This is a genomic window from Deinococcus sp. Arct2-2 (assembly GCF_004801315.1).
Lineage (GTDB): Bacteria > Deinococcota > Deinococci > Deinococcales > Deinococcaceae > Deinococcus.
In genome coordinates this window covers 19,178-32,954 of sequence record NZ_SSNW01000022.1, presented here as the reverse complement: position 1 = coordinate 32,954, position 13,777 = coordinate 19,178, and the positions used below count along the sequence as shown (strand labels likewise).

Here is a 13,777-nt window from a genome sequence, read left to right as displayed (position 1 = left end):
CTAAGAGGGGATAAAGGTAATTCGTGACCCCTTTCCTACCTGAAACCTTAGCCTGTCCTGCCTTCCGTTTCCAGCCCCAGTGCGGCGTCCAGCGCCACTTCGATCATGGCGTTGAAGCTCAGTTGGCGTTCGTCGGCGGTGGTTTCCTCATGCGTAATCAGGTGGTCGCTGATGGTCAGGATGGTCAGCGCCCGCACGCCGTGCTTGGCGGCCAGCGTGTACAGTCCGGCGGCTTCCATTTCTACGGCCAGCACGCCAAAATCGGCCCATTGCTGAAACTGCTGAAACTCGTCTTGATAAAACGTGTCGCTGCTCATGATGTTGCCGACGTGCGTGGCAAACCCGCGTTCCTGCGCGATTTGGTAGGCCCGCAGCAGCAAGCTGAAATCGGCAATCGGCGCAAAGTTCTTGGCCCCAAAGCGTATGTTGTTGATGTTGGAATCGGTGCAGGCGGCTTGAGCCAATACCAGATCGCGCACATGCACATGCGGCTGATAGCTGCCCGCCGTGCCCACGCGAATCAGGTTTTTGCAGCCGTAGCCCGTGATCAGTTCGTGTACGTAGATCATGGAACTGGCGATGCCCATGCCCGTGCCCTGCACACTCACAGGTTGGCCTTTGTAGGTTCCGGTGTAGCCCAACATGCCGCGCACGGTGTTGTGCTGCACGGGGTTTTCAAAAAACGTTTCGGCAATGTGCTGGGCACGCAGCGGATCGCCGGGGAGTAAGACGGTTTCGGCAATTTGGCCGGGTTGGGCGTTCAGGTGAAGACTCATCGGGCCTAGCCTACCAAGTTTGGCGGATGCAGCTTCAAGGTGCTTAGCCGTCTAACAGTTCATCCCCCACGGTGCCGTCTACCCATTCCCGCGCCAGCCAGTGCGCGTGCGGCAGCTTCCGGCTCAGGATGCCGCGCCTCACATCGGCCACGTCGTAGGCGACTCGGTGAAAAGTCGGATGCCAGCCCGCCGTTGTACGCTTCAGCAGCAGGTATTCAGCCCGCGCCAAATTCACGTACTTGTTCCTGCGTTTTTCGAAGGGAAGGCCCACACTACCGGGATTCAGCAGCACCCAGCCGTCTAACTCACGGTGTAACGGCTGATGCGTATGCCCACCGATCCACACGGCCTGATGCCCAAATTCGGCCCGCAGTTCTTCCAGTCGCGCTTCTGGCGTATGCATCGTCAATTCTTCGTTGTCGCGCTCTGGGCTGCCATGAAAACAGAGCAGATCAGGCCACTCGGCGCGGGCGGTGTAGGTCTGGAGCAAATCCAGTTCGGCGCGGCCCAGTTGCGTTCTGGCCCATTCGCCTATCGCGTGCAGTTTCTCTTCATCGGGGAAGCCGCGTGGGGCAAAGGCTGTGGCTTCTTCCAGCAGCATTCTGTCGGCGTTGCCGCGTACCACCGGGCAACCCAGCGCCGCAATTCGCCGGATGCATTCGGCAGGCCACGCGCCGTCCATCGCCACGTCTCCCAAACAGATATAGGCGTCTGCCCCGCGCCGCGCCATATCGGTCAGTGCCGCCGTCAGAGCAGGCAAATTGCCGTGAACGTCGCCAAACACAGCCAGTCTGAACCCTTCGCGCATACATCAGCCTAGCGGAGAATATTCAGTCTGCTTGTACTCTAGAAATAATGACTACCCCGTCTCTAGTTCCCGTCACTTTAATCACTGAAGCGCCCGTGCAGCGCGTCGGTACTATCGAACTATTCTTCGATCTGGTCTTCGTCTTCGCTCTCACGCAACTGACCAGCTTGGTAACGCACCCACACGGCCCCGCCGACTACGGCAAGGCGTTACTGGTCTTTATGACCCTGATCTGGATTTATAACGGCTATCTGTGGTTGGGCGGCAACATAGAACTGGGTGGAGAAAGCCGACGCCGCCTGACTTTTGCCGCAATGGCGGGATTTTTTATTATGGCGCTCAGCATTCCCACTGTCTTCGATGCGGGGGGCCTGCCTTACGCGCTGGGCCTGTTGACGGTCACGACTATTCACGTGCTGCTCTTCAGAACATCCAAAAATAGCAGTGCGCGGGCCATTTGGTTGGTCGCGCCTTACAACTTCGGCGCGGTGGTGTTCGTGCTGGCGGCGGCCTTTGTCCACCCGCCCTACGACTGGCCCCTGTGGGTGGCCGCCGTCGCCACGCTCATGTTCAGCAGCGTGCAAACCCGCCAGTACGGCTTTCAACTCAGCCCCGGCATTTTGCGGAGCGGCAAGGCCTGTTGCTCATCATTGCGCTGGGAGAAAGCATCGTGGCGGTGGGCAGTGGGGCGGGCAAATTGGCCTTGACTGCCCCGCTGTTGACCTTCTGCGTGCTGGCCCTGACGCTGGCGGCCATGCTGTGGTGGACTTATTTTCACCGCGACGATGTGCGTGCCGAACATGCTTTTTTGCAGGCTAGTCCCGCTCAGCGCACACGGATGGCGGTTATGGGCTACGGGTACGGCCACTTTGTCATGATTACGGGCATCATCCTGATCGCGGCGGGCCTGAAGGTTGGAGTGGCCCATCGGTAGTGCTCCAAGAAATTCTTCAAGCGGCGTTGCGAGCGTTCGCCGATGAGGTAAGTGTAGACCAAGGCGTGGCGTAGCCCAGCGCCGAGTGACGGCGCTGGTGGTTGTACCAGCGGTGAAATTCTGGCATGGCGGCGCGAACCTCAGCCATGGACTGCCAGTCGTGGCGGAAAGCAAATTGATATTTATAGGTTCGGTTGAGTCTTTCCAGGATTCCGGTGCCGCCGGGCTGGGAGACCTTGGAGCGCACCCAGCTGCCGTACTTCAAACACCCCTGTTGGAAGACCTCACTGGTAAAGTCGCTGCCGCCGTCACTGTGCACGAGGATCGTCTCCGCGTAGCCCTCGGCCCGCAGGACAGCGACCGCTTCGTCCAGCGTGAGCTTGGCAAGGTGCATGGACAGACTCCGCACGACCCGGCTGGCCAGAACCACGCGTGAAATGACGTCTAGAACAAAGTAAATCCAGCAGACGCCATCTGGGAGTGAGAGGCGTGTGGCGTCAATCTGCACCCGGCGTCCTTCGGGCCAGTCCTGAGGACTGGACACTGTGGGAGAAGGGTTCCTTGTGTTCCGAGGCTGCGGGGGATGCAGTTGCAGTTCACCGAGCGCCACTCGAATCTGGTGTAAGCCAATGGCTTGGCCTTGAGCTTTCAAGTCCTGATAGAGCAAGCGGTAGCCCGAAGTCGGGTGCAACAACGCTGTCTGGCGCACCTGCTCGTACAGCTCATCCCGGTGCTGCTGGCGCGCACAGCGAGTCGGCTCGCTGTGCTGATGGTCGCGCAGCCGCCAATACGGGATCTCAGCGTAGTGGGCCAAGCGCCGCAAGCTGAGCTGGGGATGGCTCTGCCGAAGGACCATGAGGTCGTCCATCGTCAGAGCCGCCGCACTTTTCGCGCGATATCAAGCTCCAATTCCTTCTCCGCCACAATGCGCTTCAGTCGGTCGTTCTCCCGCTCCAACAGACTCACCCCTTGATCCGGACGATCTCCGGCGAGGCGGGCACGGCCCGCTTCCAAGAACTGAGCTTTCCAACTGTGGATCAAACTCTCGTTGACGTCATGCTGTCGGGCCGCTTCTGCTACCCCCAACTCTCCGCGCAAGACGCTCAGTTAGGTGGCTTCTTTGACGTCGGTCGTCCAGGTGTTCCGTTGTTTCCCCATGATGCTCTCCAGTGTGCTCGTCCCTCGCTTCAGCAGGGTCAAGTTCTAGAAGTCATTCCTGGAGCATTACCATCCCACCGGGCATCCGGACACCATCGGCATTTGGAACCTGACCTTCGGCCTCGGCCTGTACCTGCTGGGCGACGTGATCTACCGCCGAATCGTGGGCATCGGCCCCGGCTGGGTGCGCCTCGGTTTGGCTGCCGTGCTGCTCCTGACCATTCCCATAGGTCTCATATTTGGGGCGCTGCCCCACTTGCTGCTGTGTGTGTTGCTGCTCACGTCGCTGCTGCGGGTAGAGGTGGCGCGTGATCCGCAGGACGGTTGATGGGAGTGCTGTCGATGTGTGACATGGAACCTTAATTCTGAACCGGCGCGAACCTTCTTCAAACGCCGTAAAGCCTTGGCCCTCGCTAAACGATTGGTCTATGTCCTCTACCCAAGCGGGGGAGTAGCCTTGCCTGTCTGTCATTCTTTTCCCGCCCCGCCTGCACCAAAGGAGTTTCCATGATAGCGCACTCTACGCAACTCCCCACCCGCCAACTCGGTTCTCTCAGAGTGTCGGCGCTCGGCCTCGGCTGTATGGGCATGAGCGAATTTTACGGCTATGCTGACGACGCCGAAAATATCCGCACGCTTGACCGCGCCCTAGAACTGGGCGTCACGTTTTTCGAGACCGCCGACATGTACGGCCCCTATACCAATGAGGAACTCTTGGGCCGCTGGCTGGCCGGAAAGCGTGAGCGCGTGGTGCTGGCGACCAAGTTCGGCATTCAGCGCGATCCTGCCACCCAAACGCGCGGCATCAGTGGCAGGCCGGAATACGTGCAGCACGCCGCCGAAGCTAGCCTCAAGCGCCTGAACACCGACTATATCGACCTGTATTACTTGCACCGCGTCGACCCCAACATGCCCATAGAGGACACGGTGGGCGCAATGGCAAGTCTGGTGCAGCAGGGCAAAGTGCGCTGTATCGGCCTGTCGGAAGCCAGCGCCGACACGCTGCGCCGCGCCCACGCCGTACATCCCATTACCGCCGTGCAAAGCGAATACAGCCTGTGGACGCGTGACCCCGAACAAAACGGCGTGCTGGACGTGTGCCGCGAATTGGGCATTGGCTTCGTGCCGTACAGCCCACTGGGACGCGGCTTTCTCACCGGTCAACTCCAAACCCCCGACGACTTTGCGCCCGATGATTTCCGCCGCCACAGCCCCCGCTTTCAAGGCGAACACTTCCAGAAAAATCTGGATTTGGTGCGGCATGTGGAGCGCTTGGCGGCCCAAAAAGGCTGCACGCCCTCGCAACTGGCGCTGGCGTGGGTGCTGGCGCAGGGCCAAGACCTCGTGCCCATTCCCGGCACCAAACGTGTGAAGTACCTCGAAGACAACCTCGGTGCAGTGGATGTTCACCTGAGCGCCGACGATTTGGCCGCCATAGACGCCGTATTCCCAGTTGGTGCGGCCAGCGGGGAACGGTACGCAGATATGGGCAGCGTAAACAGGTAGGAACTGGTAAGCAGAGATGCAGCCCCATTCTTCTTGTGATAAACGAGAGGAATGGAGCTGAATTTTTGTGTATTGCGGTTGTGGGTGAACCCCCCAGTCTGCTTTGCAGCCAGCCCCCCTTGAGGGGAGCGCAAAAGCTGTCGAATCCTCCCCTCAAGGGGGGCGTTGCGTTAGCAACCGGGGGGTTCGCCTTCCAACTCCGAGTGTCGCCAAGCCCAATACTCCCAATCCACAACTCACACACTGACCAGCCCCAGCCCGATGCCGCGTGCCACGGCTCCGGCGCGGCTTTGCACGCCCAATTTCGAGTACACCGCCTGCACATGAAACTTGATGGTGCTTTCGGTGACGCCCAGTTCCCGCGCCGCCCGCTTGTTGCTGAGGCCTTCTGCCAGCAGCACCAACACGTCGTGTTCGCGGGGGGTCAGGGTCACGTCGGAAGGCGGGGTGTCGGTGTCTTCTGAGTCAAGCTCTGCGGCCTGAAATAGCGCGGGCGGCAGCACCACCAAACCTGCCGCCGCGCCCAGCACTCCGGCCAACAGTTCGGCGGGCGTGGCGTCGGCACTCAGGATTGCCCAGCCGCCGCCCGTCAGTTCGGGAAGAAGGTTGGCCCAGTTGCCACTGCCCATCGCCACGATTGCTCCGGAGTCGGCCAAGGCGTCGGCCAGCGCGTCGGGGTCAGCCAGCCACGCATCGTCCACGATCAGCACGTCGGCCTCTCCATTCAGAACGACAAGTACGCCCGCCGCCCCCAGCAGGCTTTCTACCCCCGCCCGCAGCATCCCGGAACGCACCGCCACCCGCACCGAGGGCAGCAAGTGGCTTGGGACGGCAGGTTCAGTCATGCCTGATGCTACGCGCACGGGCGGGGGCAAGAAGCTCAGCGTTCTCCGACAGTGACGGTCACGTCGGTTTCTTGGCCGCCGCGCAGCACACGCACGGCTAGGGTTTCCCCGGCCCGCTCGCGCACCCGCTCCAGCAATTCGCCGGGATGCCGCACGGCCTGACCGTCGAGGGCCAGCAGCACGTCACCCACCAAGAGTCCTGCATTGGCGGCGGGGCTGCCTGTTTCTACCTGCACCACCGTCAGACCAACTCGGCCCCGTCCACCGTGCGGGCCACCCCAGCCGGGGCCACCGCGCCCATTCCAGCCGCGTGCTTCTCGCATGGCTTCGCGCCTGCCGTCTCCTCGTCCATCCCACATGGGGCCGCCGCGCTCGCTCCGTCCGGCTCCCCGGCGTGGGCCATGTTCGCCGCGCTCTTCAGTTTTGCCTTCGGGTTTGGGTGCATCTGCGGCGCTCTCATTGCCCGTTTCTGCTTGCTGTTGTTCAGGAAAGTGAACGGGCTGAGTTGCCAGTCCCAAATACCCACGAGGCACGCGCCCCGCCGTATTCAGCAACTCGGCTACCCGGAGGGCGCGGGCTGCGGGAACGGCCAGTAGGGTTCCCCGGCTGATGCCCGCATTCAGGATGCCCACCAAGCCGCCCCGAGCGTCTACGAGTGCGCCCCCGGTCACGCCGCGAAAAGGAGCGGCTCCGGCCTCCAGCCAGCCGCGCATCGGCCCACGCTGAGGCGCTTCGGCGCGTTCCATCAGGCCCAACGTGACCTGTAGGCCGTGCATGGGGCGGCCCACCGCCAGCAGCAATTCGCCTACCCGCGCTCCATTGCTTGCAGCAATCGCGGGCATATTCAGCCCTTCTACCCGCAGCAACGCCAAATCGGTGGCCGGGTCACGCCCCGCAACGGTGGCAGCCAGTTCGCGGCCATCTGCCGTGCGAACCGTCACTTCATCGCTGTGCAGTACATGCGCTGCCGTCAACACCTGCCCATCGGCAACTACCGTGCCGCTGACTGGGCGTCCACCCAACACTGTCACTACATATTGTCCCGCCGTTTGCGCGGCGTCCGCTAAGCTTTCCGAAATCTTGCTCATGTCATTGAAATTCGTCATGCCCATAGCATGCGTCCAGCGGCCCAAAACCGCGCCGGGCAAATGGTGGGGGCGGCGGCCTATCCGAACGGCTAGGGGTGAGATTCAGGGTGAACCCCCCAGTCTGCTCCGCTTCGCGGCTGTACCAGTCCGCAGCCAGCCCCCCCTTAGAGGGGAGCGCAACAGCCCTTGTCCTCCCCTCTAAGGGGGGTCGTTGCGCTAGCAACGGGGGGGGTTCACCCACAGCCTAAAAAACTCTCCCGCCCTAGCAGGTAACACACCACCTCCACCCACTCCCCCCGGTACAGTTCCGGCTCAGCCCGCCCCGATGCGGTAAATCCCAGCCCCAGCATCAGCCGATGAGAACGGAGATTGGGCGCGTGAACCTGTGCCGTGACCGTCTGTAGTCCAAGCGGGCCGAATGCGTGTGCTAGCACTAATCTGCACGCCTGATGCGCCAGCCCACGCCCCCACTGCGCCCGCTCGCCAATCGCCACGCCCAGTTCTGCCGTATGCGCCTGCTTATTGGCAAGGTCTACGTATCCCACAAGTTCTGCGTTTTCCTCGATTCCCAGCCGCAAAAAGTCCGGCCCGGCTCCGGCAATCAGGCGCTTCCAGTGGGTCTGCACGACACGCGGGGCAAGGTGGGGCGTCCAGCCTGCGGCAAGGCAAAACTCTGAATCGGCGGCCCAGCGCACGGCGGCCTGCTCGTCGCCGGCTCGCAAGGGGCGCAGGGTCACGGCCATGCCCGCAGGATAGGCTGGATTCAGTGTCCCCTATTCCACACACTGCTCTACATCCCTACCGCGCATTCACTGCCTTTCTGGGTGCGTCCTTTACCGCTGGCCCGCCGCCACGCCGTCAGTTCTTGCCCGCCGAATTCCGTGAAACGTTGCTGGCCGGAGCAGGGGAGAGGCTGCCGCTGTTGGATGCCCCGGTGCTGGACTGGAAATTGGCCGAGCGTGTCCACGACGCCGATTATCTGCGCCGCTGGCGGGCTGGAGAGGTTTCGCGGGCGGAAGAACGGGCGCTGGGATTTGCTTGGTCTCCTGCCGTTGTAGAGCGCGGCTTAGCCAGCAGCGGCGCAACCTTGGCGGCCACGCAGGACGCTTTGGCTTTGGGCCTCGGCATCAATCTGGGCGGCGGCACGCACCACGCCTACCGCGCCCACGCCGAGGGGTTTTCTTTCCTCAACGACGTGGCGATCAGCGCCCAATGGCTACTTGACGAACACCGCGCCCAACGCATCGCTATCGTCGATTTGGACGTGCATCAGGGCAACGGCACGGCCTCCATCTTTGCCGCCGAACCCCGCGTGTTCACCGTCAGCGTGCATGGAGCCAACAATTACCCCTTTCAGAAGGAGGTCAGTGGGCTGGACGTGGCCCTGCCAGACGGCACAGGTGACGCGGTGTATTTGGCAGCAGTACAGGATTCAGTATTCCCCGCGCTGCACGCCTTCGCCCCCGATTTTATCTGTTACCTCGCTGGGGCCGATGTGCTAGAAGGCGATCAGTTGGGCCGCCTTGCCCTCACGCCTGCCGGGGTGCGCGAACGGGATGAACGCGTGTGCCGCTGGGCCGCCCTACGCGGCATTCCGCTGGGGCTGGTCATGGCGGGCGGCTACAACACAAATCCCCAAACGCTGATCGCGGCGCGGTTGGGGACGTTGGAGGCGGCGTTGTCAGCGTTTGGGGCGGTGGGTGGGGAGGTCTAAAGGTCGAGGGTCTAAGGTGCAGAGTCAGTCCGGTTCTTGGGCTTAAACAGGCGGTGAGTGAGCGTCAGCGAATGCCTTTCTTAGACCCTCAGACGGTCTTTCACTTCACCACAAAGTCTATTTCCACCACCGCTGTCACGTCTTTCTCTAACGCTGTGGTGTCGTAGCTGCCCGTGTCTTCTACGCTGGTTTCAAAACGGGGCGTAATCTGGAACACCCCCACGCGGGCATTCTTCACGGCCCCGATGGAGTTTCCGGCGCTCTGGGCAATGGCCTGTGCGCGGCGCTGGGCGTCTTTGCTGGCTTCTTCCAGCAGTTGCACGCGCACGTCACTCAGCTTGGTGTACAGGTATTGCACGTCGCCGCTTTCGATACTCACGCCGCCTGTGCTGGCATTTACAAAGGCCGCCGTCGCCGCACCCACCGCAGTTTGCAGCTTGGCAATGTTGCTGGACTGTACGCGGTAAGTCTGGCTGACCACATAGCGGGTGCGCTCCACTTCCGCGTTTTCCCCGTTCACGTCTTCTATGACCGTGTAGTTTTGTGGCCCCGCATTCACCGGCTCGCGCCTCAGTTCGGCTGTAGAAAAGGTTTGCGCCCGCAAAAACGCCTCTAGGGCAGGTTGCGCCCCCTGAAAATTCTTGTAAGCCGTTTGCAGATTGCCGTCATCGCTGCTGCGAACCGTGAATGTCCACCCCGCCAAATCGCTGGTAATGTTGCGTTTGGCACTGCCCGTCACATTGATCACGTCGCTGGCATTTTTTACGTCGGCCAGCCCGCGCACGACCACAAATCCGGTGGCAAAAAAGGCGATAGAGGCGATAGCAGTCGCAATAATGGCGCTGGGCAAGCGCACGGATGGGGTCATGAGCTACGCTAACACGCTTCTCATATGTGTACATCATCCGAAAGAATGGGGCCGAATTGACACTGGAGAGTGTGTGGGTGGTCAGAAAGCTGGGAGCGTAGGCTGTGGCATAGTGAAGGGGAGCGCCGCAGGGTGGGGAGGGGAAAAGATGACTGTACAGACTGACAAAAATCAGAACGACGACCAGCCCCGCGTATTCCGGACGCTGAGAGAAATCAAGCCGGAAGCCCGCCCCGAACAGACGGACGCCGAAATCGAGGCGTGGATGGAGCAGGAAATCCGCGCCGACAAAAAGATTCTTGATCTCCTCGCCACCCTTTGAGCGTGGGGCCTTCAAAAAAGTATTTTTACGGTCACAGAGGGCAGGATTACCCTACGCCTGCATTCATCTATGCCGCCCATGACCGCATTTTGCAAACGTCTCCGGGTCGGGTGGGTATTGCCCACGAAAGTGTGATCGAAAGCGCCGCCGCCACAGCCGTAGACAGTGCCTTTGGCGAAGACGCTTACCCCACTTTTTTTACCAAATTGGCAGCTATTGGCTACACATTGGCCCGCGATCATGGCTTCAGCGACGGCAACAAGCGCACCGCCCTACAAGTCATGCTCAATATCTTGGAAGAAAACGGATTCTATCTCGACCCGTCTGACCGCGAGAAGGTAACGGCGGCGATTTTGGCAGCTATGAATTTGTTGGATGTGGCTGGATTGCGTGTCACCTTAATGCTGTGGTGCGGCATTGATCCCGCCGACGCGGAAGCCTGAAGAAGCCACTTACCCCCCCAGATTGGCTCGAAGTTCATACAAACTCGAGTTTATTTAAACAGAGGCCAGTCTCTTTCCTTGAAGGTCACGTCGTTCCATTTGGGATGCATTCCTTCGGTTTCCTGCAAGGTGGTCAGCTTGGCGAGGGCGCATTTTTGGTAGGCCAGCAGCGGCATTCTGCGTTCAGGGGTTTTAAAATTGCGAGTAATGAGGAGGCGCTGCACGCTGTAGGTATTGGTAGCCACGCCAAGTTTCGGGTACAGGAGCCGAGCAGGACGGTAAAAGCCGTTCAGGCTGCCCTGCGGAATATCGAGCGGCGCGAGGGTGAACACGGCGGGATTTAGGGTGTTGACCCAGTCGGCAGGCTGGCCCACCACCGCGAGTACAGCGTCTATTTGGCCCGCATTCAGCGCGCCTAAGGCTGCTGCGCGGTCATTCAGAGAGACAATGGTGTAGTCGTTTTTCGCTTTGGCTTTCAAGATTTGAGCCGTGATGACGCTGCCGCCCCATGCGCCTACCCGCTTTCCTTTTAAGCCACTAAAAGCGGCGATGCCCTTCACCCGGCCAAATACGTCTTTGCTGGGGCGTTTGACGATCAAGTGAATCTCATCGAAATTCAGTGGCAACAGCACCCGCAGGTCTTTGGCGCGGGGGTCTTGGTCAATCTGGTCACGGGCCTTGAGAACATCAAGCTGCACGAAGGCCAGCGCGACTTTGTTCTCCAATAAAAGCTCGATGTTTTCTACGCTGCCTGAAGTCTGCCGCTGGCGCAAGAAGGCCGCTGAGGTACAGACCCGTCCGAGGTCGCGGAACATGTCGGCAGCCGTAGAGCCATTGGGACTGGTCGCCACATTCATGACATTCGGGCTGGTTTGCGTTTGGCCACCGGAGACGAGAGCCAACATGATAAGGGCGCAGGTGGTGAGTGGAGCGCGGGTGGACAGGCGTGTGGAGTTCATGGTGTCTCCTCAAATGGGAAATTGATCTGTCAGTGAGATGTTTCAATGATATTTAGGGCCGCAGTGCTTAGGCGTCTAGCTTGTTCATCTTCCGGCCTGATTTCAGAAGATCAGGCATTGTTCAGCGCCGTGTCAGCCGCAGGAGGCTGCACCGCCGGATCATGTCAGGCCACCCAGATAAAGAAGGCGGCGGGCAGGGTGAAAGCTGCGGAACGGCGCGGTATACTGTGTGGATGACGCGCCGCCTAACGCCAACCTAGTGACCTCGCCGTTTAGTTTCAGATGAACCGAGCGAAGCCAGAAGCGAAGAAGGACTGTGCAGCGGAAATGGAGAGTTGGCCCGTTGTTTGGGCAACCTCGGAATGTGATCGGCGCGGTTTATGATTGATACAGGTGATGAGTAGCACAGTTCGTTACCAGTACAGTCCCAGCGTGAACTGAAGGCGCGCCCCGTGAGCCTCTAGTCCACAGCCACAATTCATCATCCGGGCCGCTCCAACTCAGGCCCGCAGGAGTTCGTATGACCAGTCTTCCCACCCAGCCCGACGTGCAGGACGGGGCCACCGTACCAGAGCAAGCCATCTTAGAAACGATTGCCGAACCGACGGCCACCGAAAAAGCCGCAGCGTTGGCCGACAAAACCCTGACCGCCGAGATTGCCCGCCGCCGCACCTTTGCCATTATTTCTCACCCCGACGCGGGCAAAACCACCATCACCGAAAAGCTGCTGCTCTACGGAGGCGCAATTTTGGAAGCGGGGAGCGTGACCGCCAAAGAAGGCCGCTCTCATACCAAGTCCGACTGGATGAGCATCGAGCAGCAGCGCGGCATTTCTATTTCGAGTTCCGCGCTGACCTTCGAGTTTTCGGGCCGCCACATCAACTTGCTGGACACGCCCGGACACCAAGATTTCAGCGAGGACACCTACCGCACCCTGACCGCCGCCGACAGCGCCCTGATGGTGCTGGACGCAGCGCGTGGCGTGCAGACGCAAACCGAAAAGCTGTTCGCGGTGTGCCGCAACCGGGGCATTCCGATTCTGACGTTCGTCAACAAAATGGATCGCCCGGCCCAAGACCCGTTTGAACTCTTGGAGCAGATCGAGAACATTTTGAAAATTACGGTGGTGCCGCTGACGTGGCCGATTGGCGACGGCCCCGACTTTAAGGGCGTGTACGACCTGCAAACCAAACAAGTGCTGGCCTTCGAGCGCACGGCGGGCGGCAAGCAGCGTGCGCCTATGCAGACGGCAGGGCTGGACGATCCCAAATTGGTGGGCTTGGTGGGTGCGGATTTGGCCGCCAAACTGCGCCACGATGTGGAACTCATCTCTGCCGCGCTGCCCGAATTTGACGCCGCCGAGTTCCTGAGCGGCGAACTCACCCCCGTCTTTTTCGGCAGTGCCATGAACAATTTCGGCATCGAGCACTTCCTCAGCAATTTTGTGGAACTCGCTCCGCCCCCCGGCCCCACCGACACCAATCTGGGCGAGCGCGAGCCGGAAGCGCCGTTTGCCGGATTTATCTTCAAATTGCAGGCCAACATGAGCAAGCAGCACCGAGACCGCACCGCCTACATGCGCGTCATGAGCGGGCATTTCGAGCGCGGGATGGACGTGACCCATACCCGCACGGGGCGCAAGCTGAGGCTGTCTCAGGCGCATACGCTGTTCGCCCAAGACCGCGAAAAAGTGGAGGACGCCTATCCCGGCGACATCGTGGGGCTGGTCAACCCCGGCGTGTTCCAAATTGGCGACGTGATCAGCGTGAACGGCAAAGTCGTGCTGCCCAGCTTCCCGCGCTTTACGCCCGAAACCTTCGCCACCATCGGCCTGCGCGACGTGGGCAAGCGCAAGGCCTTTATGAAGGGTCTCCAGCAGCTTTCTGAAGAAGGCGTGGTGCAGGTGTTCTATCCCACCGACGGCGCACGCGATCCGTATTTGGGCGCAGTGGGGCCGCTGCAATTTGAGGTGTTTCAGGCCCGCTTGCTGGAGGAATACACCGTAGACGTGGAAATGAACGTCACGTCTTATCAGTTGGTGCGCTGGTTGGCTGGAGATGCCCACTCTGTGGCCCGTTTTGCCCGCCACGTGGAAGACGATCAGGGCCGCCCGGTCATGCTGTTCCGGTCTAAGTACGACCTGAGCTACACGCAGGAGCAGCACCCCGAAATTGAATTCTTGCCGCTGCCCAAAGACTTGACGCGGGTGTAAACGTAAGAGCCAGTTGCATAAGTAGAGTGTTTATAAGGGTTCGTTCAGCTTCTCAGGATGCTGTGAATGCTGTGATGATCGGTCTCTTGCTCCCTCTCCCCTTGCGGGGGAGGGCTGGGGAGGGGGGAGTGAGCGCAGCGAATG

Annotated in this window: 17 protein-coding genes; 8 read left to right on the top strand and 9 right to left on the bottom strand. The window is 60.6% G+C overall.

Annotation, left to right across the window (positions count from 1 at the left end; translation table 11 throughout):
* Positions 1–47: 47 nt before the first annotated feature.
* Both deoD and E7T06_RS10945 read right to left on the bottom strand, forming a co-directional pair.
* A complete protein-coding gene (deoD, locus tag E7T06_RS10950; RefSeq protein ID WP_136365830.1) occupies positions 48–776 on the bottom strand; it encodes a purine-nucleoside phosphorylase in 729 nt (242 codons plus the stop codon).
* Positions 777–819: 43 nt separating this feature from the next.
* The gene (locus E7T06_RS10945) at positions 820–1,584 is read right to left on the bottom strand and encodes a metallophosphoesterase family protein (protein ID WP_136365829.1); all 765 of its coding nucleotides are present in this window, start codon (positions 1,582–1,584) and stop codon (positions 820–822) included.
* Positions 1,585–1,631: 47 nt separating this feature from the next.
* Here E7T06_RS10945 and E7T06_RS10940 point away from each other — a divergent pair, with 47 nt between their 5' ends.
* Positions 1,632–2,291 (top strand): low temperature requirement protein A, encoded by a 660-nt coding sequence (locus E7T06_RS10940; protein WP_136365828.1) that lies wholly within the window; start codon positions 1,632–1,634, stop codon positions 2,289–2,291.
* Complete coding sequence (locus E7T06_RS22205) at positions 2,225–2,518, top strand: low temperature requirement protein A (protein WP_346763203.1); 294 nt, start codon at positions 2,225–2,227, stop codon at positions 2,516–2,518. The genes E7T06_RS10940 and E7T06_RS22205 overlap by 67 nt, the downstream gene beginning before the upstream one ends.
* Before the next feature lie 16 nt (positions 2,519–2,534).
* On the opposite strand, the gene E7T06_RS21760 is transcribed toward E7T06_RS22205, so the two are convergent.
* On the bottom strand, positions 2,535–3,386 hold the full coding sequence (locus E7T06_RS21760) for an integrase core domain-containing protein (RefSeq protein ID WP_240740985.1): 852 nt from the start codon (positions 3,384–3,386) through the stop codon (positions 2,535–2,537).
* A gap of 2 nt (positions 3,387–3,388) precedes the next feature.
* On the bottom strand, positions 3,389–3,604 hold the full coding sequence (locus E7T06_RS10925) for a transposase (protein ID WP_240740984.1): 216 nt from the start codon (positions 3,602–3,604) through the stop codon (positions 3,389–3,391).
* 217 nt (positions 3,605–3,821) lie between these two features.
* Between E7T06_RS10925 and E7T06_RS10920 the strand changes: the two genes are divergently transcribed.
* Positions 3,822–4,004, top strand: a complete 183-nt coding sequence (locus tag E7T06_RS10920; RefSeq protein ID WP_205750891.1) for a hypothetical protein — start codon at positions 3,822–3,824, stop codon at positions 4,002–4,004.
* A 179-nt stretch (positions 4,005–4,183) separates the two neighbouring features.
* The gene (locus E7T06_RS10915; protein ID WP_136365826.1) at positions 4,184–5,182 is read left to right on the top strand and encodes an aldo/keto reductase; all 999 of its coding nucleotides are present in this window, start codon (positions 4,184–4,186) and stop codon (positions 5,180–5,182) included.
* Positions 5,183–5,418: 236 nt separating this feature from the next.
* Here the strand turns inward: E7T06_RS10915 and E7T06_RS10910 are convergent, their stop codons facing one another.
* The 3 genes from E7T06_RS10910 to E7T06_RS10900 all read right to left on the bottom strand — a co-directional run bounded on the left by E7T06_RS10910 (position 5,419) and on the right by E7T06_RS10900 (position 7,858).
* Complete coding sequence (locus E7T06_RS10910) at positions 5,419–6,027, bottom strand: response regulator transcription factor (RefSeq protein WP_136365825.1); 609 nt, start codon at positions 6,025–6,027, stop codon at positions 5,419–5,421.
* A 35-nt stretch (positions 6,028–6,062) separates the two neighbouring features.
* Positions 6,063–7,133 (bottom strand): trypsin-like peptidase domain-containing protein, encoded by a 1,071-nt coding sequence (locus E7T06_RS10905; RefSeq protein ID WP_240740974.1) that lies wholly within the window; start codon positions 7,131–7,133, stop codon positions 6,063–6,065.
* Between the two features lie 215 nt (positions 7,134–7,348).
* Entirely contained in the window at positions 7,349–7,858 is a 510-nt protein-coding gene (locus E7T06_RS10900) for a GNAT family protein (protein WP_136365823.1), read from the bottom strand.
* A gap of 23 nt (positions 7,859–7,881) precedes the next feature.
* Here E7T06_RS10900 and E7T06_RS10895 point away from each other — a divergent pair, with 23 nt between their 5' ends.
* A complete protein-coding gene (locus E7T06_RS10895) occupies positions 7,882–8,829 on the top strand; it encodes a histone deacetylase (RefSeq protein WP_240740973.1) in 948 nt (315 codons plus the stop codon).
* A gap of 100 nt (positions 8,830–8,929) precedes the next feature.
* Here the strand turns inward: E7T06_RS10895 and E7T06_RS10890 are convergent, their stop codons facing one another.
* A complete protein-coding gene (locus E7T06_RS10890; RefSeq protein ID WP_136365822.1) occupies positions 8,930–9,697 on the bottom strand; it encodes an SIMPL domain-containing protein in 768 nt (255 codons plus the stop codon).
* A gap of 148 nt (positions 9,698–9,845) precedes the next feature.
* Between E7T06_RS10890 and E7T06_RS21215 the strand changes: the two genes are divergently transcribed.
* Entirely contained in the window at positions 9,846–10,019 is a 174-nt protein-coding gene (locus tag E7T06_RS21215) for a hypothetical protein (RefSeq protein ID WP_168733483.1), read from the top strand.
* 2 nt (positions 10,020–10,021) lie between these two features.
* The gene (locus tag E7T06_RS10885) at positions 10,022–10,462 is read left to right on the top strand and encodes a type II toxin-antitoxin system death-on-curing family toxin (protein ID WP_168733482.1); all 441 of its coding nucleotides are present in this window, start codon (positions 10,022–10,024) and stop codon (positions 10,460–10,462) included.
* Between the two features lie 50 nt (positions 10,463–10,512).
* On the opposite strand, the gene E7T06_RS10880 is transcribed toward E7T06_RS10885, so the two are convergent.
* The gene (locus E7T06_RS10880) at positions 10,513–11,421 is read right to left on the bottom strand and encodes a TAXI family TRAP transporter solute-binding subunit (protein ID WP_136365820.1); all 909 of its coding nucleotides are present in this window, start codon (positions 11,419–11,421) and stop codon (positions 10,513–10,515) included.
* Positions 11,422–11,941: 520 nt separating this feature from the next.
* On the opposite strand from E7T06_RS10880, the gene E7T06_RS10875 reads away from it, so the two are divergent.
* On the top strand, positions 11,942–13,633 hold the full coding sequence (locus E7T06_RS10875; protein WP_240740972.1) for a peptide chain release factor 3: 1,692 nt from the start codon (positions 11,942–11,944) through the stop codon (positions 13,631–13,633).
* The last annotated feature ends 144 nt before the right edge of the window (positions 13,634–13,777 follow it).

What these genes read in the sequence shown, in the direction of transcription:
- E7T06_RS10890 (WP_136365822.1), bottom strand. Translation starts at nt 9,697, where the DNA reads ATGACCCCATCCGTGCGCTTGCCCAGCGCCATTATTGCGACTGCTATC.
- E7T06_RS10905 (WP_240740974.1), bottom strand. Translation starts at nt 7,133, where the DNA reads ATGACGAATTTCAATGACATGAGCAAGATTTCGGAAAGCTTAGCGGAC.
- E7T06_RS21760 (WP_240740985.1), bottom strand. Translation starts at nt 3,386, where the DNA reads ATGGACGACCTCATGGTCCTTCGGCAGAGCCATCCCCAGCTCAGCTTG.
- E7T06_RS10910 (WP_136365825.1), bottom strand. Translation starts at nt 6,027, where the DNA reads ATGACTGAACCTGCCGTCCCAAGCCACTTGCTGCCCTCGGTGCGGGTG.
- deoD (WP_136365830.1), bottom strand. Translation starts at nt 776, where the DNA reads ATGAGTCTTCACCTGAACGCCCAACCCGGCCAAATTGCCGAAACCGTC.
- E7T06_RS10945 (WP_136365829.1), bottom strand. Translation starts at nt 1,584, where the DNA reads ATGCGCGAAGGGTTCAGACTGGCTGTGTTTGGCGACGTTCACGGCAAT.
- E7T06_RS21215 (WP_168733483.1), top strand. Translation starts at nt 9,846, where the DNA reads ATGACTGTACAGACTGACAAAAATCAGAACGACGACCAGCCCCGCGTA.
- E7T06_RS10875 (WP_240740972.1), top strand. Translation starts at nt 11,942, where the DNA reads ATGACCAGTCTTCCCACCCAGCCCGACGTGCAGGACGGGGCCACCGTA.
- E7T06_RS10880 (WP_136365820.1), bottom strand. Translation starts at nt 11,421, where the DNA reads ATGAACTCCACACGCCTGTCCACCCGCGCTCCACTCACCACCTGCGCC.
- E7T06_RS10915 (WP_136365826.1), top strand. Translation starts at nt 4,184, where the DNA reads ATGATAGCGCACTCTACGCAACTCCCCACCCGCCAACTCGGTTCTCTC.
- E7T06_RS10940 (WP_136365828.1), top strand. Translation starts at nt 1,632, where the DNA reads ATGACTACCCCGTCTCTAGTTCCCGTCACTTTAATCACTGAAGCGCCC.
- E7T06_RS10900 (WP_136365823.1), bottom strand. Translation starts at nt 7,858, where the DNA reads ATGGCCGTGACCCTGCGCCCCTTGCGAGCCGGCGACGAGCAGGCCGCC.